The sequence below is a fragment of the Streptococcus mitis genome, assembly GCF_003942995.1.
Classification (GTDB): domain Bacteria; phylum Bacillota; class Bacilli; order Lactobacillales; family Streptococcaceae; genus Streptococcus; species Streptococcus mitis_CV.
In genome coordinates this window covers 113,359-136,532 of the sequence record NZ_RJOH01000004.1, presented here as the reverse complement: position 1 = coordinate 136,532, position 23,174 = coordinate 113,359, and the positions used below count along the sequence as shown (strand labels likewise).

The window sequence follows — 23,174 nt, the reverse complement described above, 5'->3', positions numbered from 1 at the left end:
CGCCGTCTTTACCTTCTGTTGTTGGATCAACTTTGCCGTTCAATACGTCTTTTCCGTCGCGTCCATCACGACCGTCACGTCCTGCAGGTCCTTGTGCTCCATCACGTCCGTCGCGTCCTGGTAAACCTTGAGCTCCATCCGCACCTTTAGGTCCTTGCGCACCTTCTGCACCTTTATCACCCTTAGGTCCCTTGATGTTACCTTCTTTTTCCCAGTTGCCGTTATTCTTAACGAAAACGTCACCTGTTTCTGTGTTAACGTATTTATCGCCGTCTTTACCTTCTGTTGTTGGATCAACTTTGCCGTTCAATACGTCTTTTCCGTCACGTCCATCACGGCCGTCACGTCCTGCAGGTCCTTGTGCTCCATCACGTCCGTCGCGTCCTGGTAAACCTTGAGCTCCATCCGCACCTTTAGGTCCTTGCGCACCTTCTGCACCTTTATCACCCTTAGGTCCCTTGATGTTACCTTCTTTTTCCCAGTTGCCGTTATTCTTAACGAAGACGTCACCTGTTTCTGTGTTAACGTATTTATCGCCGTCTTTACCTTCTGTTGTTGGATCAACTTTGCCGTTCAATACGTCTTTTCCGTCGCGTCCATCACGGCCGTCACGTCCTGCAGGTCCTTGTGCTCCATCACGTCCGTCGCGTCCCGCTGGTCCTGGTACACCTTCACGACCGTCACGTCCTGCAGGTCCTTGCGCTCCATCACGTCCTTGAAGACCTTGAGCACCCTGTTCACCCTTAGGTCCTTGTAGCCCTTGTGGTCCTTGTGGTCCTGCAACTCCGGCTTCACCTTTTAGACCTTGAGGCCCACGAATGTTACCAATCTTATCCCAAGTTCCGTTTTCTTTCTTATAAACATCACCTGTAGTTGCATCGATATAAGTGTCACCATCTTTACCATCATTTGATGTTGGTGGTTTAGGTCCACTTAATAGTTCAGCACCATTACGTCCGGCTGCACCTGCTGCACCATTGGCACCGTCTGTACCGTTATAAATTGGTTGTTTAGCAATTAATTCATCTATACCTTCATCGTATCGACCATTACCATTGTTATCAAAGTACGCTGTAATAAGAGTACCTTCTCTTGGTTTTTCTGCTGGTGCTGTAGATGGGGCGTCTGCTAAAGCTCTTCTTACTCTTCCGCTTCTTTGATTGTTTAATCTTGCTGCTGCTTCAGCTAAGGCATTTAAGTCGATGGTTGGTGTACGTCCATCTTTACCATCTTTAATGTTAACTGTTACAGGTTCTTCACCAGGAATAGTAAATGTAATATCAGTACTACGGCCGTCTGCTCCACGAGCAGTTGTGATTTTTGGAGTTTTTCCGTCACGTCCCGCTGCTCCTGTTTCACCACGGTCTCCACGTTCGCCTTTTTCACCTTGCGCTCCGGTTAGACCACGTTCGCCTTGGTCCCCTTTTTCACCTTTAGCACCATCTGCAATGACAACTTCTTTTAGTTTTATATCTCCTGCATCAAATTCGTTGTTATCATTTTGGTCATAATAGAAGATAACTGTTGTTGTTTTATCTGCGTCATTTCGTTGAGTCGCAACTAATGGGCTTGCTCCATCGAAACCATCTCTTACAACAGTATTTGTAACATTACCTCTACCGTCGTTAATAGTGATAGTGTGAGTACCGTCTTCTTTATTATCTTTAACGGTTACGGTTGGAGTTACACCGTCACGACCTGCCTGACCTTGCGCTCCAGTTAATCCGCGTTCGCCTCGGTCTCCTTTTTCACCTTTAGCACCTTGGGCTCCAGTCAGACCGCGTTCACCTTGGTCTCCTTTTTCACCTTTAGCACCTTGTGCGCCAGTGAGACCGCGTTCACCTCGGTCTCCTTTTTCACCTTTAGCACCTTGGGCTCCAGTCAGACCGCGTTCACCTTGGTCTCCTTTTTCACCTTTGGCACCTTGGGCTCCAGTCAGACCGCGTTCACCTTGGTCTCCTTTTTCACCTTTGGCACCTTGNGCTCCAGTCAGACCGCGTTCACCTTGGTCTCCTTTTTCACCTTTAGCTCCAGTCAGACCGCGTTCACCTTGGTCTCCTTTTTCACCTTTGGCACCTTGGGCTCCAGTCAGACCGCGTTCACCTCGATCTCCTTTTTCACCTTTAGCTCCAGTTAGACCACGTTCGCCTCGGTCTCCTTTTTCACCTTTGGCACCTTGGGCTCCAGTTAAACCGCGTTCACCTTGGTCTCCTTTTTCACCTTTGGCACCTTGTGCTCCAATCAGACCGCGTTCGCCTCGATCTCCTTTTTCACCTTTAGCACCTTGTGCTCCATCTTTAATAGCAATTCTTTGAACAAGTTCGTCTACACCTTCAGTATAAACACCGTTGCCATCGTTATCAAGATAGAAAGTGAGGTTATTTGTATCACCGACTTTATTTTGATCAACACGTGGTTTTACTGTATCGATTAACTCTTTAGCCACACCAATTTGCATAATACGTGGCTTAGCTTCTTTAGTAACAGAATTACTAATTGGCAATCCTAAAAGTGTTTCGTTACCAAATCGATGAACTTTATAGGTAATTTGACGTTGTCCTTTTTCACCTTCTCGAACTAATCTAGTTTGACCTTCTGGTAACTTACTAGTTGGAAGATAGACAGTTTGGAAGTCAATATCTTCTGAAACAGTCTTGTTATTAGTACCGCCATAAGGGTTAGCATCCAAGTATAGTGGATTTGCTCTATAATAATAGTTAGAGTTACTGTATGGGTCATTGCTAGTAGCGGCACCGCCACCACCTTGGTCCACGTTAAAAGTAACAGGTTTCAAACGAACAGACAAGTCACCATTTGAATTTTTAATTGGTAAACTAAATCTGATTGTTTGTTCCGTATTTGTTGAAGTAGCAGAGGTCATACTGTATCCTGAGTGAGATACGAAGTTGGCACCCTGGCTAATAGGTTTTGATTGCTCCCTCACTCTTTGATTTGAACTTGTGATGGTTGCATTTGAAGGATTTCCAAATCCATCCCCTTTGTCCAAGATAAAGTTGTTATTAACAAATTCACCTGGACCAGAGTATTTAATTGTGAAATTCAAATTATTACCTTGACGTACTGTTGTTACATCGTAATGAATAGAATTTCCACCACGTGAGTTCCCGTAGCCACGGAAACTATAGCTACGACCAGCTTGACTTATGTCTGAAAACGCAACTGTATTTCCAGAACCTGAGACAATTGGGTTGGCTGGATTGCTAGCCGCTCTAAAACCACTATGCCCTTTATCCAAATCTTCCTTACGGATAGCTGGATTTTGGCGAGCATCAGAAAGGCTCAAACCTGGTTTCAAGATTTCATTAGTTGTTTCTGGAGCTGAAGTTGTTTCTACTTTAGCAGCTGTGCTAGTTGGCAAAACAGCGCTATCAACAGCTGAACGGTCAGTCGTTGTTGCAGCTGGTTTAGCTTCTTCTTTGGCTTCAACTTCATCAGCTTTCTTGGCTACAGGCGTTTCTGATACAGTTCCTTTATCAGAGTTAGAACGAAGTTCTAGACCAATAATAGCTGATTGGATAGATGACTCTGCTGCTGATACTTCAGCTTCAGTCGCATCTGCTTTCCCAAGCAAACCTTGACCAGCTTGGATACTTGCTTGCAAGTTTGCAGCACTTGCTTCTGTATATAACTTACTCTCAAGTTTTTTAGCACGCGAAAGAGCTGTTAACAATTTTGACTTGTCAACAGCATCTTGATGCGTTACTTCTTCTTTTTTATCTTTTACTTCTTCAACTTTTTCTGCTGGCGCTTTAGCTTCACCAGATTTAGCTGGAATCGTTTCTACTGGGTTCGCAACAGTTGGAGCTGCATAAGTTGTTTCTTTTTTAGGTGTAGAAACTTCTGCTGGTTTAGTAGCTTCATTTACCTTATCAACAGAAACACTATTAGTTGCTTCAGGATGTTGTTCCTCCGCTTGTACTGATTGCGCATTGGCAGCAGTTCCCAAGACTAAGGCTGTCCCGAGCAAGACACTAGCCGCACCAAAGTGATACTTACGAATAGAGTATCGTTGTTGCATGCTATACCAGTCAAATGATTTCTTATGTGTATGTTTCATTTTAAACTCCTAGATAGTATTTTATAGTTTACAATTTACAACTATTTGAGGCATTAATCAATATTATCTATGAAATTAATATATCTGATTTTTGTACCATGGAGCCATATTTTTTTTTTTTTTTTTTTTGAATTTAATGTACATATTTTTAATTNTTGTTTTTTTGTACAACAGAATCATAATTATGATACAATATAATTTAGGAGGAAATTACCTACATGCGAAACCTTTTATCCACAAAAGATCAAAGACAATTACGCTTAATGGAAATCTTAATTCAGAATCGTAATTGGATAAGATTACATGCACTTGCCGAAAAATTAGGATGTACAGAACGAATCCTAAAAAATGATTTAAATGAATTACGAACAGCTTTCCCAAATATTGACATCCAATCTTCCGTTAACGGAATTATGATTGATTTAGATGTTAACACTAGTGTGGAAGACGTTTATCAATATTTTCTAGCTCATTCCCAATCTTTTCAATTACTAGAATATATGTTTTTCAATGAGGGCCTGCCTATTTATCGAACGATAGAAAATCTTCACTCAAGTAGTGCTAATCTCTATCGATTAGGTCGAAATATTACAAAAAATCTATCCTCTCAATTCCAAATTGAATTATCTTTTACTCCAACTGAGATACATGGGAATGAAACTGATATTCGCTATTTTTTTGCCCAATACTTTTCTGAGCACTATTATTTCCTAGACTGGCCTTTTCCTGACCTTCCTGAAGAGGATTTAACAGAGTTTGCTGATTTCTTCTATAAAATCACGAATTACCCGATGCGATTTTCAATTTATAGAATGTACAAATTGATGATAGCTATCAGTATTTACCGCATCAAAAATGGCCATTTCATCGATGTACCAAATCATTTTAACGATGAATACTATCCTCTTTTGATGAATATTCCAAATTTTGAAGAGGTACTAGGACATTTCTCTCAAGTATTTGAACTTGAAATGACTCCAGATATCATTGCACAAATTTTTATTTCCTTTATTCAAAGTAACATTTTCTTAGATCCTCAAGAATTCTTCAACTCTTTAGAAGAAAACAGTGAAGCAAGATACTCTCACCAATTACTTAGTCAAATATTAGAACGCCTATCAAAACAATATAAGATTACTTTTACCAACCACGATGAGCTGATTTGGCATTTACACAACACTGCTTTCTTTGAAAGACAGGAAATCTTTTCTACCCCAATCTTATTTGAACAAAAAGCATTGACGATTAAAAAATTTGAAGTTTACTTCCCAGACTTTATGGGAAGTGCACGTCAAGAACTGGCCCAATATCGTCAGGCAATTGGACAGCATGATCATCCTGAACAGTTGGAACACTTGATGTACACCATCTTAACCCATGCTGAACACCTCTCTACTCAGTTGTTAGAAAATCGACCACCTATCAAGGTTTTGATTATCAGTAACTTTGACCATGCGATATCCCTTACCTTTGTTGATATGCTTTCCTATTACTGTAATAACCGCTTTACCTTCGATATTTGGGATGAATTGAAAACAAGTCCTGAGATTTTAAATCAGACAGATTACGATATCATCGTGTCTAATTTCTATATTCCAGGAATTACTAAGAAGTTTATTTGCCGAAACCATCTGTCAATCATGGATTTGGTTAATCACCTCAACACTTTATCAAATGAGATTCATATATCCAATACTTTATAAACTAAAAAACTCAGCACGACTTTCCATGCTGGGTTTTCTTCTTTTATCCTTATTTATACTTCCTTAACAAAAACCAATTCCTGTTGATGGGACAGGTCTTCTCTGTAGGCAAATCCTGCAAAGCTTAAGCGACGAGCTTCCTCCACCGTCTGCACTTGATTTTCTATCAGAGACGTTAGAAAGGCACCACGTGCTTTCTTGGAAATAGTTGAGTGAATCTTCAGTTGACCACCTCTATCCTTCATAAATTTGAAGGTTACCATCTTTTCTCTGATTTCCTTAGAAAATACAGTCTCAAACTCTGATGACAAGAGAGAGAAAATCACTTCTTCCTGCTTCACAGCTTCATCATAGGCTGCTTTCCAATGACTCTTTAAAGTCTTACCAGCGACTTTTAACTTCATCAAAAAGTCCAAACGGTGAGGTGCCATAGGTGACAAGGCTGGAACGACTCCGTACAAAGCCGAGGTAATGAAGACATGATTTTCAAGATAGGCTTGTTCTGCCTCGGTCAATTTATCTCGCTTGATATGGCGGTACATAAGCCCATCAAAAAGTTTCAAGGCTGGGTAGTGTTGAGCAGTTTGCCTTTTCAAAGCTTTGATATTTTGAAATTCTTCCGCAGCTTTCTCGGCTGAAACTTTGTAAAAACTCTCCAATTGACTAGCAGAATAGAGGGCCAAGGCATTCAGCACGGCCTGACTTTCTGGTTTTAAAGGAGCGGCTTCAATACTTGGCAAATCTGTATTCATTTCTTTTGCTGTAGGGATTAAAATTTTCATATTAATAGTGTAGCATATTTTTTATCCACTACCAAGAAATTCATCTGAAAAACCTCGGTTTGACCGAGGTTTCTCTGTTTATTTGGGCCATCCTAACCAGACAGCCACGAGAACAAGGGCTATGCCAGCTAAACTTGTTAAGATAGATAGGAATTTATCTTTTTTCTCCTTGAACTGAGAAAAACCTATCTTCAAAGCGAGCAGTCCGAGTAGCATTGAAGCAATCATCACATAAAAACCCATTTGTTTGTCCTCCATTAGTATTAATTTACCTTACTATAGCATATACTTCTTAAATAAAGCTGTTTTTACTGAACTTTAAAGGTCTTGAGATAATTGTCTTTTCCTACTTGACCTTCAAAGTTTTTACCATTTTCAAGGTAAGGCAGGTCATCTGATACTGAGGCCTTAACCTTGTAAATCTTGCCATCAACTTTAAAGAAGTAGACGGTGTCTCCCTTGATAACAGCTGATTTGAGGTCTGCTACCACACCCTTGATACTTTCTGTGGTTTCATTATCAATTTCAAGATCGTTTTTGTTGGCGTACTTGCTGAGCAGTTCTTCCACAGTGGTGGCTACGATAACATTTTGGTACTCGACTGCGTCTACCAAAGCGTACTCTTTGACCAAGCCAGCATTGTCCTTCAAGCCCATGATGTAGAGAGGCTTGTCATTGATGTTGATGAGGATTGGGAAGGTTGACTTGTAGGATTTCTCCTGAACAGCACCTTCGGCTGATTCACGGGCTGATTCTTCGGTCGCAGAAGCCAAGCTATACTTAGTGATTTCTCCTGTCCGCATATTTTCAAGGATAAAACCAAGATTACTTTCATCTGCATTGGCCGACGTCACACCTGTGTAGAGGTAGATGTCATTACCGATAGACAAATAATTATATCCCTTGGTAGTCTGGGTCACGTTTTTCTTGGAAATCATAGCATTCCAGAAACCGTCCTTGTACTTGCCGTTGTAGTTAATTTGCTCAATGGTTTCCTCAGCTGGATAAACCCTGTCCACCCATTCTGGAACATCTGACAAGCTGTATTCCTTGGTTTCTCCATTTGTAGCATCCAAGATAATGACTGAAACAGGACGAGGAACCGCAAGCCCAAATTGCTTTTGGTAAACGGTTGCTACATAGAAAGGATTGCCCTCATCGTCCACCTCAAAAGATGGAGTTTTGAAGATCTTGGTTGGGTACTTCAAGCGCAAGTGACGCTTGACATCGCGGTTAAAATACTCCGAGTCCGAATACTTAATTGGTGTCTTCAAGTCCACCAAATCCGCATTACCAGTTACCATGTCCACCTTGATATACTCGCCGATTCCCTTGGCTTGATTATTAAACCACTTGATAGGATCTGCGTATTCTAAGGGTGTAACCCGATAAGGCTTCCCATCAATCGTCAGTTGGGTATAGGTATCTGCCGCTACGTATTGCGACACCTTATCTGTTAGGGAACCCAAGTAGCGGTCTCCAATTTTTTCAGCAGTACTTCTATCTAAAATAGGAACCTTACTGGTATCAGTCTTAGGAAATTCACTAAAGTCTTTTTCAGTAACCGTGACTACATTGGCATAATTCTTAGCCTGAAAAATGCTGGAAGTCACCAAGGAAACCAAAGCTGCCAAGAGAAGAATTCCTCCAATAGAAGCTAAAAGGATTTTCCCTAACCGATTGATTTTGAAACCCTCTAGATTTAAGGCAGCTTCTGCCTTGCCGTGGCGCACATGAACCGTTTTAACCAGATTGATTCCCTTGCCAAAGCCAAATAAGACTGCTACAACCAGCAAATGTCCACAGAGGAAAAAGAGAAATTCCCAGCTGGTCAGGTTAAGAGGCGGTAAAAAGATATACCAGGTCGTTGCGATAAAAATAAGTTCAAAGACTATTCGTTTCATTTGCTTTCCTCCTAAATGATTCGTCCTTCCAAGTGATCCAGTTCATGCTGGCAAATCTGAGCTGGGAAGCCTGTCAAGGTAATGGTCTGTTCCTGCCACTTGCTGTCACGATAGGCAACCCTTATAGTTTCATAACGCCTAGTAGGTCTCACACCTACCAAGGACAAACAACCTTCCTCTGTCTCATAAGATCCTTCAGAGGACAGGAGCACTGGGTTAAACATGACCATAGGAACCAAGCCCAGATTAAAAATAATCACGCGCTTCTGCACCCCAATCATATTGGCAGCCAGACCGACACAAGTCTCACGATTTGCTAAAAGCGTATCCTGCAAATCTTTGGCAAGATAAAGGTCTTCCTGACTTGCCGGCTGAGATACCTGAGATAAAAACAAAATATCCTTCACAATTTTCTTTTCCACTTCTGCTCACTCCTCTTTCTTTTTACTATATTATAGCAATTATAGCACAAAAGCCGACAACTGCAAGCCCTTTCCCTCAACTGTAGCAAAAAGCCATCCGAAGATGACTTTTTTTGCTATTTAATTTCTTTATAAGTTACTTCCATACCACGCTTAACAGCTGGACGGTTGGCAATTTTTTCTGCCCAGTTTACTAGATTCTGATAACTTGAGGCATCTAAAAATTTTGCAGAACCTTGGTAAAGTTTTCCTTGAACTAACTGTCCATACCAAGACCAGATAGCGATATCTGCAATCGTATAGTCATTTCCAGCAATATACGGTTTCTGAGCCAATTCCTTATCCAATAAATCCAACTGACGTTTCACTTCCATCGTAAAACGATTAATTGGATATTCCAATTTTTCAGGAGCATAATTAAAGAAGTGGCCAAATCCCCCACCTAGAAAAGGTGCAGCACCTGCTTGCCAGAATAGCCAATTTAAAACTTCTACCTTTTCCACAGGATTACTTGGTAAAAAGGCTCCAAATTTCTCAGCAAGGTATAGAAGAATATGAGCAGACTCAAAGACTCTCACTTCTTCAGTCCCTGACTGGTCCAACAAGGCTGGAATCTTTGAATTTGGATTAAGCTTTACAAAGTCTGAACCGAATTGATCCCCATCCATAATAGAAATCTTATACAAGTCGTAAGCCGCTTGCTCAAAACCAGCTTCTAGTAATTCTTCCAATAAGATAGTGACTTTCACACCATTTGGTGTTCCCAGCGAATACAGTTGAAAAGCTTGTTCTCCTTTTGGCAAGTTTTGTTCGAAACGGGCACCTGCTGTTGGTCTATTTAATCCTGTAAAGGCTCCTTGATTACTAGCTTCATCCTGCCATACGGTCGGTAATTGATAAGCTGACATCCGAAACCTCCCTTAAATCGCATTCTTATCAAAGCCAAGTTTACGTTGAACAAACTTGACAATTTCGACGATAATAATCATTGAGAAGCTTCCAGCCATGACGATTCCCCATTGAGACAAGTCTAGTTTGGTTACGTGGAAAATTCCTTCAAGTGGTTCTACGACGATTATTGCCATGAGAAGGATGAAGGATACCAAGATAGACCAGTTGAAGGTCTTAGACTTGAATGGTCCAACTGTCAAGATGGATTGGTAAACAGACTTGACATTATAAGCATGGAAGAGCTGAATTAAACCAAGGGTTGCAAAGGCCATAGTTAGGGCATCTGCATGAATGGCATGATTGTCACCCACATGAACTGGGTAAGCAATCGCAAGACCATAAACACTCATAACAATAGTTGCTTGGAGTACACCTTGATAGATGATAGAACTCAAAACACCACCTGAGAAGAAGCTTGCCTTGCGTCCACGTGGTTTATGGTTCATGACACCAGGCTCAGCTGGCTCAACACCAAGAGCGATAGCTGGGAAAGTATCGGTTACCAAGTTGATCCACAAAAGATGAACTGGTTGCAAGACATCCCAACCAAACAAGGTAGATAAGAAGATGGTTAATACTTCAGCAGTATTGGCAGAAAGTAGGTACTGAATAGTCTTTTGAATGTTTGAGAAGACCTTACGTCCTTCTTCAACTGCAACGATAATAGTCGCAAAGTTATCATCTGCAAGGATCATGTCAGAAGCCCCCTTAGAAACCTCTGTACCAGTGATTCCCATACCGATACCGATATCGGCTGTTTTCAGAGCTGGCGCATCATTGACACCGTCACCTGTCATGGCAACAACCTTACCTTGTTTCTGCCAAGCCTTGACGATACGAACCTTGTGTTCTGGAGATACACGGGCATAAACAGAGTATTGACCAACGACTTTTTCAAAGTCTTCATCAGATAGTTCATTGAGCTCAGCACCAGTTAAAACGTGGCCTTCGGTATCATTTGCATCGATGATTCCCAAACGTTTAGCAATAGCTTCTGCAGTGTCTTGGTGGTCACCCGTAATCATGATTGGACGGATGCCAGCTTCCTTGGCTACACGAACAGCCTCAGCTGCCTCAGGACGTTCAGGGTCAATCATCCCAATCAAACCAGTGAAGATTAAATCATTTTCAAGCTCTTCAGAAGTGAGATTTTCTGGAATGCTATCGATAATCTTATAAGCACCAGCAAGGACACGCAAGGCTTGGTGGGCCATTTCAGAGTTGTTTGTATGAATGAGGTTTGTAACCTTTTCATCAATCGGAGCAATATCCCCAGCCTTATCACGAAGAACACAACGTTTTAAGAGTTGGTCTGGCGCACCCTTGACTGCTACAAGGAATTTACCATCTGGCAATGGGTGAACTGTTGACATGAGCTTACGTTCAGAATCAAATGGCAACTCAGCCACACGAGGATATTTCTCTAAGAAACCTTTGACATCATAACCCTTGTCCAAGGCATACTGGATGAAGGCTGTTTCAGTAGGGTCACCAATCAGGTTGCCTTCCACATCAATTTTCGTATCATTGGCCAAGACAACTGAACGAAGCAGCGGCATTTCAAGACCCAGTTCAATGTCATCAGCTGAGTCATGTAGAACTGCATCGTAGAAGACTTTTTCGACGGTCATCTTGTTCATAGTCAGCGTACCAGTCTTATCAGAAGCAATGATTTCAGTTGAACCAAGTGTTTCTACTGCTGGCAACTTACGAACGATTGAGTTTCGTTTGGCCAAAACTTGAGTACCAAGGGCAAGAACGATAGTTACGATAGCTGGGAGTCCTTCTGGGATAGCTGCAACGGCAAGCGCAACAGAGGTCATCAACTCACCAAGTGGATTTTTACCTTGAATGAAAACACCAACTACAAAAGTAACAAGGGCAATGACCAAGATAGCATAGGTCAAGACCTTAGAAAGGTTATTCAAGTTTTGTTTGAGGGGTGTATCAGTCTCATCAGCGTCTTGAAGCATACCTGCGATGTGACCGACTTCAGTATACATCCCTGTATTGACAACAACACCCAGACCGCGACCATAGGTTACGTTAGAGTTTTGGAAGGCCATGTTGACACGGTCACCAATACCAGCATCTGCAGCAAGTTCAACTGTCAAGTCTTTTTCGACTGGCACAGACTCACCTGTAAGAGCTGCTTCTTCTATTTTAAGAGAGTTGGCTTCTAGCAAACGTAGGTCTGCTGGCACCACGTCACCTGCTTCGAGAGCAACAATATCTCCTGGTACCAATTCTTTAGAGTCAATCTCCGCCATATGCCCATCACGAAGAACGCGGGCAGCTGGACTAGACATGGATTTGAGGGCTTCGATAGCTTCTTCTGCTTTTCCTTCTTGGTAAACACCAAAGGCAGCGTTAATGATAACCACGGCTAAAATGATAATGGCATCTGCGATATCTTCCCCACCAGAAGTCACAACTGACAAGATTGCTGCCGCAACTAGTATGATAATCATTAAATCCTTAAATTGCTCGATAAATTTGACCAGGATTGATCGTTTCTCGCCTTCTTCGAGTTCATTGTGGCCAAATTCTGCAAGGCGCTTTTCCGCCTCACTTGATGACAAACCTTGCTCGGTCGCATCTACAGCATTCAAGACCTCTTCAGGACTCTGAGTGTAAAACGCTTGGCGTTTTTGTTCTTTTGACATGTGTCTCCTCCTTGACATTGTGTGCAAAACAGACTCTCTTTTCCCTCATCGCATCTTTTCACGACAAACAAAAAGAGACCTGTTAATCATAACAAGTCTCGCTGTTTAAGATAGTGCCGGAAAGCATACTTTTCAGTATAAAATTCGGAATGACGACACTATCACAGGTTTCTGCCAGCTACTCCCTTGAGTAGTACTATTATACCAAATTTTGAAAAGTTTTCAAAGAGTAAAAACTGCCTTATTTGAATTTTCCCTTGAAAACCAGTATAATGGTAAAATGCTATGTGACTAGAAAGGAAGTTGAATGAAGCAATCTATCTCAAATCTCAAGTTAGCTGAGCGTGGGGCCATTATCAGCATTTCGACCTATTTGATCTTGTCTGCAGCGAAATTAGCAACTGGTCACCTTCTTCATTCATCCAGTTTGGTAGCCGATGGTTTCAACAACGTGTCGGACATCATTGGAAATATTGCTCTCTTGATTGGGATTCGAATGGCGCGCCAGCCTGCTGACCGAGACCACCGTTTTGGCCACTGGAAGATTGAGGATTTGGCTAGCTTAATCACTTCTATCATCATGTTCTATGTCGGATTCGATGTCCTAAGGGATACCATTCAGAAGATTCTCAGTCGTGAAGAAACGGTCATTGATCCTCTGGGTGCAACTCTAGGAATTATGTCTGCAGCGATCATGTTTGTGGTTTATCTCTACAATACTCGCCTCAGTAAGAAATCCAACTCCAAAGCACTGAAGGCCGCAGCAAAGGACAATCTTTCTGATGCTGTTACCTCACTCGGTACTACTATTGCCATCCTAGCTAGCAGTTTCAATTATCCCATTGTGGATAAACTGGTTGCCATTATCATCACTTTCTTTATCTTGAAGACTGCCTATGATATCTTTATCGAGTCTTCCTTTAGTCTTTCAGATGGCTTTGACGACCGTCTGCTTGAGGACTATCAAAAAGCCATTATGGAAATTCCCAAAATTAGCAAGGTTAAATCTCAAAGAGGTCGCACCTACGGTAGCAACATTTACCTTGATATTACACTAGAAATGAATCCTGACTTGTCTGTTTTTGAGAGTCATGAAATCGCGGATCAAGTCGAGTCTATGCTGGAGGAACGTTTTGGCGTCTTTGATACCGATGTCCATATCGAGCCAGCACCAATTCCTGAGGATGAGATTTTAGACAATGTCTACAAAAAATTGCTTATGCGCGAACAATTGATTGATCAGGGAAATCAACTGGAAGAACTCTTGGCTGACGATTTTGTCTATATTCGTCAAGATGGAGAACAGATGAATAAAGAGGCCTATAAAGCCGAAAAAGACTTGAATTCTGCTATCAAGGACATCCAAATCACTTCCATCAGTCAGAAAACAAAACTCATCAGCTATGAATTGGACGGAATTGTCCATACCAGTATCTGGCGTCGCCACGAAACTTGGCAAAATATCTTTCACCAAGAAACTAAAAAAGAAGACAAACAGTAACCCTATCCAGTGGATAGGGCTTTTTGATTGGTTTTCTTAAACCTAATCTGGCTTATCGCTGTTTTTAAGATTTGGCTTTCGAAGCTTGTTTTGTCTGTTTTCTTGCTTGACGATTTTGTTCGATACGCCATTCTCTTTCATAGTACTTCATGATCTCGTATACCCTTTCAGGAAGACCTACATCTAGTAGAAAGATAGGGATGTTCAAATCTGCTGACTGATGAAAAGGGAAACACCTTCTCTTCAGTATAGATAGAAGTGATTGGGATTTCTCATTTTCCTTGTTTTTAAAATAAACTTCAATCTGATAGGAATTCCTATACTTCCCTCGAATCCGAGAGAAAGAAAATTCCTCTACATCAGCCCAAGCATAGAAATGACTGGATTTCTTTGGATTCGGTTTGTAGTAAAATCCCTGAACAGTAAATCTCAAATATTCCTTGTCCGAACTTAAAAGTCTGTAAGTCAGATAAACTCCTACTCCAACATAAAAAAGTAAAGCCAGCATTAACAAAAGACTTATCGTATGAAGTCTGGTCCCCTTTTGCGAATGCGAATGGAAATAATAGAGAGCTAACAACAATAAAAGTGCTGAAGCCAAGGCAAACAAGGTGTTCCAAATGATTTTCTTGGGACTACATTTAATGACTTTTTCTTCAGTCATGCTAACTCACTTAAATACTCATAGCGTTCGTATTTTTCAAGGAGTGCTTCATTCTTCTCATCTAGTTCTTTTTGAAGAGTCGCTAGCTTACCAAAATCAGAGCCGTTAGCCTGCATTTCCTCTTCAATCGCAGCGATACGGTTTTCCAAGGCTTCAATATCGCCTTCAATGCTTGCCCACTCCTGCTTTTCTTGATAGGTCATGCGTTTCTTGTCTTCACGGACCTTGACCACTTTTTCCTTTTCGGCCTTTTGCACTTGATTGACTATATCTGTTTCAAAGGTTTTTTCATCAAGGTAGTCGGTGTAATGACCAAAGAAAGGACGAATCTTGCCATCCTCAAAAGCGAGAATCTTGGTTGCTACCTTATCCAAGAAATAACGGTCATGGCTAACTGTCAAGACAGGACCTGCAAAGCCTTGCAAAAAATTCTCCAAAACTGTCAAGGTCGCAATGTCTAGATCATTGGTTGGCTCGTCCAAGAGAAGAACATTTGGTTTTTCAAGGAGCAGTTTGAGGAGATAAAGGCGTTTTTTCTCTCCACCAGACAATTTCTCAATCAAGGTTCCATGCGTTGAACGTGGGAAGAGGAACTGCTCCAGCAACTCAGCGATGGAAGTCATAGAACCACCGCTGGTCTTAACCTCCTCTGCCACTTCCTGCAGGTAATTGATCACTCGCTTGCTTTCATCTAAGCCCTCGATTTGCTGAGAGAAATAGGCAATGCGAACAGTTTCCCCTATCACAACTTGACCTGCTGTCGGCTTAAGACTGCCTGCAATCAGGTTAAGCAGGGTTGATTTTCCAACACCGTTGTCCCCAACAATTCCGATACGGTCTTTGGCCTGCACCAAGAGATTAAAATTTTGCAAAATAGGCTTGTTTTCATAGGCAAAAGAAACATCCTGAAACTCGATGACTTTTTTCCCAATTCGACTGGTCTCAAAGTTCATGGTCAAGTCTGTCTCAGCAACTCCACCTGAAACTTCTTTCTTCAAGTCATGGAAACGATTAATACGAGCCTGTTGCTTGGTCGCACGCGCCTGCGGTTGCCTGCGCATCCAGGCTAATTCTTGCTTATAAAGTTGTTCCTTTTTGTGGAGAAGAGCCGCATCGCGCTCGTCCTGTTCTGCCTTGAGGCGAACATAGTCCTGATAATTCCCCTGATATTCCATCAAACCAGCTCGATCCAACTCGAAAATCCGTGTTGACAGCGCATCTAAGAAATAACGATCGTGGGTGATAAAAAGGACGGTCTTCTTGGAATTTTTCAAAAAGAGGGTCAGCCACTCGATAGTTGCAATATCCAGATGGTTGGTTGGCTCATCCAGTAGCAAGAGGTCGTGGTTGCCAAGAAGAACTTGCGCCAACTGAACTCGTCTTCTCAGACCACCTGACAATTCCCCAACAGGAGTCGACAAGTCCTGAATCCCTAGCTTACTGAGAACGGTCTTGACCTGACTCTCAATTTCCCAAGCTTGGAGAGAGTCCATTTCAGCCATAACCCGTTCCAAACGTACCTGCTTGTCCTCACTGTAGTTGAGCATGATCAACTCGTACTCACGAATGAGCTGGATTTCCTTGAGATCGCTTGATAGAACCGTATCCAAAACGGTCTTGCAATCATCAAAATCAGGATCTTGAGTCAAGTAACCAATCTGGTAATCATTCTTAGCTGAAAAGGGACTGACATCCCCATCAAAGCCAGAAACACCAGAAAGAACATCCAAAAGGGTAGTCTTACCAGTCCCATTGACACCGATTAGACCAATTCTATCCAAGTCATGGATAATAAAGGAAATATCCTTAAAAACGATCTTGTCACCGACGGATTTACTTAGTTTTTCAACGATAAAATCACTCATTTTTTCTCCCTTAGATAAGCATGGATGGCTTGACGGTCATTTTCCAATTCTCCATCGACAATGGCATACTCAATCTCTGTTAAAATCTCTCCCAAGTCTGGTCCCGGCTGATAGTCATATTCCTTGATCAAAATACCACCGTTGATTTGAATTTCTTTCTTATCATGAATAGTCAAGCTCTGGTAGGTTTCTGTTATGGCTTGTGGGTTGACTGGTTTTCCCTGAGCCTGACGAAGATTTTCAGCCTGTAAAAGCAAATCCAAGTCAAAGCGGTAACAATCGCGCTTGCTCAATTCTCCCTTTTCACGCAAGGCCAAAATAGTCAGTAAATCCTGAACTTGCTTAGCAAACTGGCGTGAGGTCTTCCAAGCCTTCAAAAAGGGCTGCGCATTTTCAATATCCAAAGCCCACAGTAGAGCCGCCCAGGCTTGTTCAGAGGATTCAAAAGTAAAATCGGTCTCTAACTCAAACAGTCTGTTAAGCTTGTCCTGGCTAGCTGCCATATCAGGGAGATAATCATAAGCTTGACTCTCAATCATGGAAGCCAAGCCCCTTCTCCAAAATGGAGCCAGCAAGAGTTTATCAAACTCAACGAAGGTACGCTCTACAGAAATTTTCTCCAAAAGTGGCGTCAAAGTCTTCATAGCTTTAAATGTTTCTGACTCAAGCTCAAAGCCAAGACTGGCCTGAAAACGGAAGCCACGCATAATCCGCAAAGCATCTTCGTTGAAACGCTCACTAGCTACTCCAACCGCCCGCAAAACTTGATTTTCTAAATCTTCTAAGCCATGGAACAAGTCAATGATTTCCCCCGTCTCATCCAAAGCAAAGGCATTGACTGTGAAATCACGGCGTTTGAGGTCTTCTTCTAGCGAGCGCACAAAGGAGACCGCACTGGGTCTGCGATAGTCCACATAGACATCCTCTGTACGAAAGGTGGTTACCTCATACTCCTCATCCCCATCTAAGACCAAGACAGTTCCATGCTCAATTCCGATATCGGCTGTTCGCGGAAAAATCTGCTTGGTCTCCTCTGGATAAGAAGACGTCGCAATATCCACATCATGGATAGGACGATTGAGGATGGCATCTCGAACAGAGCCCCCAACAAAATAGGCCTCAAAACCTGCTTCTTTGATTTTTTCTAATACTGGTAAAGCCTTCTGAAATTCAGAAGGCATTTGCGTTAATCTCATAATAAGTGTTCTAATCCATAGACAAGCTCATGACGCTTGACAACTTCTTTAATTCCCAAATTCACCCCTGTCATGAAGGAGCTGCGATCATAGGAGTCATGACGGAGGGTCAATCCTTCTCCCTGATTGCCAAAGATGACTTCCTGATGGGCTACCAAGCCTGGCAAACGCACTGAATGGATCCGCATGCCATCAAAGTTAGCACCACGAGCTCCTGCAATCAATTCTTCCTCATCAGGCGCACCTTGCTGGATAGACTCTCGAACTTCTGCCATTAACTCAGCTGTTTTAATAGCTGTTCCACTCGGAGCATCCTTTTTCTTGTCATGATGGAGCTCGATAATCTCCACATTTGGGAAATATTTAGCAGCCTGCCTTGCAAATTGCATGAGTAAAACAGCACCCAAGGCAAAGTTAGGAGCGATCAGGCCACCCAAATCTTGAGCACGAGAGAATGCTTTTAGCTCTGCAATTTCTTCACTCGTGAAACCAGTTGTTCCAACTACTGGAGCAAAGCCATTTTCAAGAGCAAAGCGTGTGTTTTCATAGGCAACGGCTGGTGTAGTAAAGTCTACCCAGACATCCGCTTCAAAGCCTGCTAAATCAGTCTTATCCTTGAAAACAGGAATACCCTGCCATTCTGACTCAGGCTCAAAAGGATCTAAAACTGCCACTAAGTCCAAGTCTGGATCAACCAAGACCATCTGACAAGCAGCCTGGCCCATCTTTCCCTTAAAACCAGCAATAATTACTCGAATACTCATCTTTACTCCTATTTAAGATACAAAGCCTGTAGGAACACAAAGTGAAAATAGGAGTTCTAATCAAGGAGTGTCTCCTCCTTGGAAGAACTATATTTTTCACACAGTGCTCAAGGCGTGTTCAATTATCAAGATACAAAGGATCTTAGCTGCCCGTAAAAAATAGGGGGTGGCGCTGACTTTCCATGAAAGGCAAGACAGGCATCTTTTTTCGAGAGGCAGGTAGTCCGTGTTCAATTGCTATTTCTTAACTAGCCTAGAAGCGCCAACTAAATCACTGGTATATAACCTAAAGCAATGCTTCCTGCTCCTAGGTGTGTTCCAATGACACTACCAAATGTAGCAAGTGAAATATCCGTACCCCCTCCAGACTCAAGCAAGTGTTGACGCAATTCCTCAGCCTTTTCAGGAGCATTTCCGTGAATGACAATGATACGGTATTGGCCTGAAGCTGTGGCTTCCTTGATAATCTCAATTAAGCGCTTGGTTGCTTTCTTTTCAGTACGGACTTTTTCGTACACTTCAATCACACCTTGGTCGTTGAAATAAAGAATTGGCTTAATGCTTAACAGATTGCCCAAAATAGCAGCTCCATTTGAAAGGCGTCCACCTTTAACCAAGTGGTCCAAGTCATCCACCATGATGAAAGCAGATGTATGACTAATCTGAATAGCTAGCTTATCCTGAATAATGGCAAAGTCATCACCCTGGTCTCGCCAGTTAAAGACACTTTCAACCATGATACCCAGAGGAGCACTTGTAATCAAAGTGTCTGGGAAGGCAATGGTTAATCCCTCATAATCATCGACCATGTACTGGATATTTTGGTAAAAACCTGAAATTCCAGAAGATAGGAAAAGCCCCAAAGCATGGGTATAACCTTGTTCTTTGAGCGAAGTTAGAATCTCATCTAACTTGGCAATACTTGGTTGACTAGTCTTAGGCAATTCAGAAGCCTGAGACATTTTTTGGTAAAATTCCTCAGCAGTCAGATTGATGCCTTCGACATACTCTTCACCATCAATATTGACAGGAATATCCAAGACAAATAAATCTTCTCTTTGCAAGGCCTCTGCACTAAGATAGGCAGAGGAATCTGTGATAACAGCTAATTTCATATTAGAACTCCAAATTGATTCCTGGTAAGTCTAATGCAATTTCAGTTACTTCGTAAGTCAAACGGTTGAGCATGTTCAAACATGGACGAGCCAAGGTTTCCACTTCTTCTTGGTTCAATTCACTTGGTTCGTTAACAATACGACCATCGATATGGTTCACCTGTGAAATGGTTCCACTGATGACAAATTTATCAAATACAATCATAAAACTCAAGACAACAATCAAGGAAGTCACTTGATTTTCTTGGTCATGTTGAATTAATTGGAAGTTCACATCCACCTTAGTTTCAGGGGCTCCATTTTCATTTTCCCATTCAAAATTACGCGCATCAAAATGATACTGACTAACAAATTCTTGTTCACGTTTAAGATTCATGTCTTTCTCCCTCGGCTACAATATTATAAGCTATTGTACCATAATTTTTTATTTTCATCTAGTTTTCTAGGATTTAGTCAATCCCAATTTCAGCTCGAACTACGTCTGCGATGGTATCAACATAGTAGTCTACTTCTTCTGTTGTAGGCGCTTCTGCCATGACACGCAAGAGGGGTTCTGTTCCACTTGGGCGTACTAGGATACGGCCATTGCCTGCCATTTCAGCTTCCATCTTCTCAATGATATCCTTAATAGCTGTCACTTCCATAGCCTTTTCCTTCATGGCATTTTCCACTCGGATATTGACTAATTTTTGTGGATAGATGGTTACTTCTGCTGCCAACTCTGACAAGCTCTTACCAGTTTCCTTCATGATTTTTGTCAATTGGACAGCTGATAATTGACCATCACCTGTTGTATTGTAATCCATCAAGATAACGTGACCAGACTGTTCACCACCAAGGTTGTAGCCTGATTTTCTCATTTCTTCAACAACGTAACGATCGCCAACTGCAGTGACTGCCTTGTTAATGCCTTCACGGTCCAAGGCCTTGTGGAAACCAAGGTTAGACATAACGGTTGTCACGATTGTATTTTGGGCCAATTGTCCTTTTTCAGAAAGGTATTTCCCGATGATGTACATAATCTTATCACCATCGACGATCTCACCATTTTCATCAACAGCAATCAAGCGGTCACTGTCTCCGTCAAAGGCCAAACCAATAGCTGAGCTACTTTCTTTGACCACTTCTTGAAGGGTTTCTGGGTGGGTTGAACCAACATTAAGGTTGATGTTAAGACCATCTGGTGTTTCCCCGATAACAGTTAATTGAGCACCAAGATCTGCAAAGATTTGACGGGCACTTGTAGAAGCTGCACCATTGGCTGTATCCAAGGCAACCTTCATTCCATCAAGAGGAGTTCCAGTTGAAACAAGGTAGCCTTCATACTTACGCAAGCCTTCTGGATAATCTACCAAGGTTCCCAAGCCTTCTGCACTTGGACGTGGCAGAGTGTCTTCTGCAGCGTCTAGCAAGGCTTCAATTTCTGCTTCTTTTTCGTCATCTAGTTTGAAACCATCACCACCAAAGAACTTAATTCCATTATCAAGGGCTGGGTTATGGCTAGCAGAAATCATGACACCTGCACTGGCTCCCTCAGTTTTTACCAAGTAAGCTACTGCTGGTGTTGCAAGGACACCAAGTTTGTAGACGTGAATCCCTACAGAGAGGAGACCTGCCACCAAGGCAGATTCTAACATTTCCCCAGAAATACGTGTATCACGTCCTACAAAAACTTTCGGTGCTTCCGTTTCATGTTGGCTAAGAACATAGCCTCCAAAACGTCCTAGTTTAAAGGCCAATTCTGGCGTTAATTCTACGTTAGCTTCTCCACGGACTCCATCAGTCCCAAAATATTTACCCATTTTTATAAAATCCTTTTCCTATTTTTAATTCGTTTTTGAACTAGTTGCTTTCGTTGACGAAGATGTCTCCGACGAACTGCTTGTAGTTGAATTTGATGTGTTTGAACTTGTACCCACAGGTTTTGTAGTGACCTTCATTGTCGTATCAAATGGAGTAATCACCGCTGGTAAGACAACACCATTACGGTCGATTGCCTGCAAAGGTACTGAACCACTGTAATTACCTGTTATCCGTTCGCTAGTTGGTAAAAGCGCAATAATACGATCAATTTTAGCTAGTGTTTCTTGGTCAGTTGTGACAGAAACTCGTTCGTTTGACACGGTTACACTATCAATTTGTAGCTTGGAATCAATCTGGCTTTGGTCAACTTGTGGCACAACAATCATCCCATCTCGCTTAACCTTCTTCCCAACTTTCACTGTAATCTTTTGAGGCGTTGCCACAGCGGTCAATCCGCTTGGAAGATTTTCAATATTCAAGGGAACTTCAATCGTTCCAACACTGGCATCCGTCAAATCCGCTGTGACCTTAAACTTACGAGTGCTCTCCTGCATTTCGCTGGCCAAGGTCACACGATTAGCTCCGGTTAATATCACTGAAACTTCTGATGCAAATCCACTAATGAAATACTGGTCATTATCATAGTGAATATCGATAGGAACGTTCGTTATCGTATTGGTGTAGGTTTCTGATTTGACCTGCCTTGCGGTATTGCTATTTTGAAAGTTGGTTGACGTTGCATAAATGAATAAGACACAAGCAAAAAAGAGAGATGAAATGATATATAGACTATTTTTTCTCATATTTCCAACCTCCTAGCAAACGATCCTTGAAACTGACTTTTTCCTCAACAGCCGGCAAAAGAATTGCTCGTAGCTCTGCTTCAAATTCTTCAATCGTCAAGTCGTGCTTGAAAACACCGTTATAGGTAATAGAAATGCCTCCTGTTTCCTCTGAGACGATGAAGGTCAAGGCATCGGATACTTCTGACAAACCGATAGCCGCCCGGTGTCTGGTCCCAAATTCCTTGGAAATCCCTGTGCTTTCTGTCAAGGGAAGATAGGCAGAGGTTACTGCTATTCGATTTTCTCTGATAATCACAGCACCATCGTGTAGGGGAGTGTTGGGGATAAAGATATTAATAAGGAGTTCAGCTGAAATATTGGCATCCAAAGGAATCCCTGTCGCAATGTATTCTTGTAAGGTCCGAACTCGTTGGATGGCAACCAGAGCACCAATCTTACGAGGACTCATATATTCAACCGACTTGACAAAGGCACGAATCATTTGCTCCTCTGCACTAATTTGAGCAGTAGAAAAGAAATCTGTCGCCCTTCCCAAGCGTTCCAAACCAGTCCGAATCTCTGGAGAAAAGATAACAACCGCAGCAATAACTCCATAGGTGATAATTTGATTAATCAACCAAGAAATCGTTGTTAAACCAAGGATATTGGCCACAACCTGGGCTAATACAAAAATCACGACCCCACGCACCAAAATCATAATCTTGGTGCCAGCTATCGCTTTTGTAAAACGATATAAAATATAGGCCACAATCAAAATATCAAACACATTGATGGCAATACTCCAAGGACTAGAAAACAAGCTAGTCCAATATTGCAGGTTGGATAATTGTTGAAAGTTCATCTGCTGTCTCCTCTCTGTCCAAACACGTTCCTTTCTATTATACCATTTTTCTGACATTTTTTTCCCTATCCTACTTCATTTTAAATTAAAGAAAAAATATGATAAAATAAACT

The 23,174-nt window shown here is 41.9% G+C and carries 18 protein-coding genes; 2 read left to right on the top strand and 16 right to left on the bottom strand.

Features of this window, described 5'->3' with window-relative positions; translation table 11 throughout:
* On the bottom strand, positions 1–4,078 hold a 4,078-nt coding region (gene pclA / locus D8836_RS04315), incomplete at its 3' end, for a pneumococcal collagen-like adhesin PclA (RefSeq protein ID WP_125393258.1).
* Positions 4,079–4,296: 218 nt separating this feature from the next.
* Here pclA and pclR point away from each other — a divergent pair.
* A complete protein-coding gene (pclR, locus tag D8836_RS04310) occupies positions 4,297–5,781 on the top strand; it encodes a virulence transcriptional activator PclR (RefSeq protein ID WP_125393257.1) in 1,485 nt (494 codons plus the stop codon).
* A gap of 53 nt (positions 5,782–5,834) precedes the next feature.
* Here the strand turns inward: pclR and yaaA are convergent, their stop codons facing one another.
* The 6 genes from yaaA to D8836_RS04280 form a co-directional block, all read right to left on the bottom strand.
* Complete coding sequence (gene yaaA / locus D8836_RS04305; protein WP_125393256.1) at positions 5,835–6,563, bottom strand: peroxide stress protein YaaA; 729 nt, start codon at positions 6,561–6,563, stop codon at positions 5,835–5,837.
* Between the two features lie 78 nt (positions 6,564–6,641).
* Positions 6,642–6,806 (bottom strand): YczI family protein, encoded by a 165-nt coding sequence (locus D8836_RS04300; protein WP_185761595.1) that lies wholly within the window; start codon positions 6,804–6,806, stop codon positions 6,642–6,644.
* Positions 6,807–6,871: 65 nt separating this feature from the next.
* Positions 6,872–8,467, bottom strand: a complete 1,596-nt coding sequence (locus D8836_RS04295) for a hypothetical protein (protein WP_125393254.1) — start codon at positions 8,465–8,467, stop codon at positions 6,872–6,874.
* Positions 8,468–8,478: 11 nt separating this feature from the next.
* Positions 8,479–8,889, bottom strand: a complete 411-nt coding sequence (locus D8836_RS04290; RefSeq protein ID WP_033689143.1) for a peptide deformylase — start codon at positions 8,887–8,889, stop codon at positions 8,479–8,481.
* Between the two features lie 116 nt (positions 8,890–9,005).
* Complete coding sequence (yghU, locus tag D8836_RS04285) at positions 9,006–9,797, bottom strand: glutathione-dependent disulfide-bond oxidoreductase (RefSeq protein ID WP_004257886.1); 792 nt, start codon at positions 9,795–9,797, stop codon at positions 9,006–9,008.
* 12 nt (positions 9,798–9,809) lie between these two features.
* Positions 9,810–12,506, bottom strand: a complete 2,697-nt coding sequence (locus D8836_RS04280; protein ID WP_125393253.1) for a cation-translocating P-type ATPase — start codon at positions 12,504–12,506, stop codon at positions 9,810–9,812.
* 307 nt (positions 12,507–12,813) lie between these two features.
* Between D8836_RS04280 and mntE the strand changes: the two genes are divergently transcribed.
* Entirely contained in the window at positions 12,814–14,007 is a 1,194-nt protein-coding gene (gene mntE, locus D8836_RS04275; RefSeq protein WP_125393252.1) for a CDF family manganese efflux transporter MntE, read from the top strand.
* Between the two features lie 64 nt (positions 14,008–14,071).
* Here mntE and D8836_RS04270 read toward each other — a convergent pair whose 3' ends face one another.
* From D8836_RS04270 to cdaA, 9 genes are all read right to left on the bottom strand, one after another.
* Positions 14,072–14,671: an STM3941 family protein gene (locus tag D8836_RS04270; RefSeq protein ID WP_125393251.1), complete on the bottom strand. Its 600-nt coding sequence runs from the start codon at positions 14,669–14,671 to the stop codon at positions 14,072–14,074.
* Positions 14,668–16,536, bottom strand: coding sequence for an ABC-F family ATP-binding cassette domain-containing protein (locus D8836_RS04265; RefSeq protein WP_125393250.1), 1,869 nt, complete (start codon positions 16,534–16,536; stop codon positions 14,668–14,670). The genes D8836_RS04270 and D8836_RS04265 overlap by 4 nt, the downstream gene beginning before the upstream one ends.
* The gene (locus D8836_RS04260) at positions 16,533–17,732 is read right to left on the bottom strand and encodes a CCA tRNA nucleotidyltransferase (protein WP_125393249.1); all 1,200 of its coding nucleotides are present in this window, start codon (positions 17,730–17,732) and stop codon (positions 16,533–16,535) included. The genes D8836_RS04265 and D8836_RS04260 overlap by 4 nt, the downstream gene beginning before the upstream one ends.
* Positions 17,729–18,496: a 4-hydroxy-tetrahydrodipicolinate reductase gene (gene dapB / locus D8836_RS04255; protein WP_125393248.1), complete on the bottom strand. Its 768-nt coding sequence runs from the start codon at positions 18,494–18,496 to the stop codon at positions 17,729–17,731. Before dapB ends, D8836_RS04260 begins: the two co-directional genes overlap by 4 nt.
* A gap of 266 nt (positions 18,497–18,762) precedes the next feature.
* Positions 18,763–19,611 carry a DegV family protein gene (locus D8836_RS04250; RefSeq protein ID WP_125393247.1) on the bottom strand — a complete coding sequence of 283 codons (849 nt, stop codon included), beginning with the start codon at positions 19,609–19,611 and terminating at the stop codon, positions 18,763–18,765.
* A 1-nt stretch (position 19,612) separates the two neighbouring features.
* Positions 19,613–19,987 carry a DUF1149 family protein gene (locus D8836_RS04245; protein ID WP_001050081.1) on the bottom strand — a complete coding sequence of 125 codons (375 nt, stop codon included), beginning with the start codon at positions 19,985–19,987 and terminating at the stop codon, positions 19,613–19,615.
* Between the two features lie 73 nt (positions 19,988–20,060).
* Positions 20,061–21,413, bottom strand: a complete 1,353-nt coding sequence (gene glmM, locus D8836_RS04240) for a phosphoglucosamine mutase (RefSeq protein ID WP_125393246.1) — start codon at positions 21,411–21,413, stop codon at positions 20,061–20,063.
* A 24-nt stretch (positions 21,414–21,437) separates the two neighbouring features.
* Positions 21,438–22,217: a CdaR family protein gene (locus D8836_RS04235; RefSeq protein WP_125393245.1), complete on the bottom strand. Its 780-nt coding sequence runs from the start codon at positions 22,215–22,217 to the stop codon at positions 21,438–21,440.
* Positions 22,204–23,061, bottom strand: coding sequence for a diadenylate cyclase CdaA (gene cdaA / locus D8836_RS04230; protein WP_001011075.1), 858 nt, complete (start codon positions 23,059–23,061; stop codon positions 22,204–22,206). Before cdaA ends, D8836_RS04235 begins: the two co-directional genes overlap by 14 nt.
* Positions 23,062–23,174: the final 113 nt, after the last annotated feature.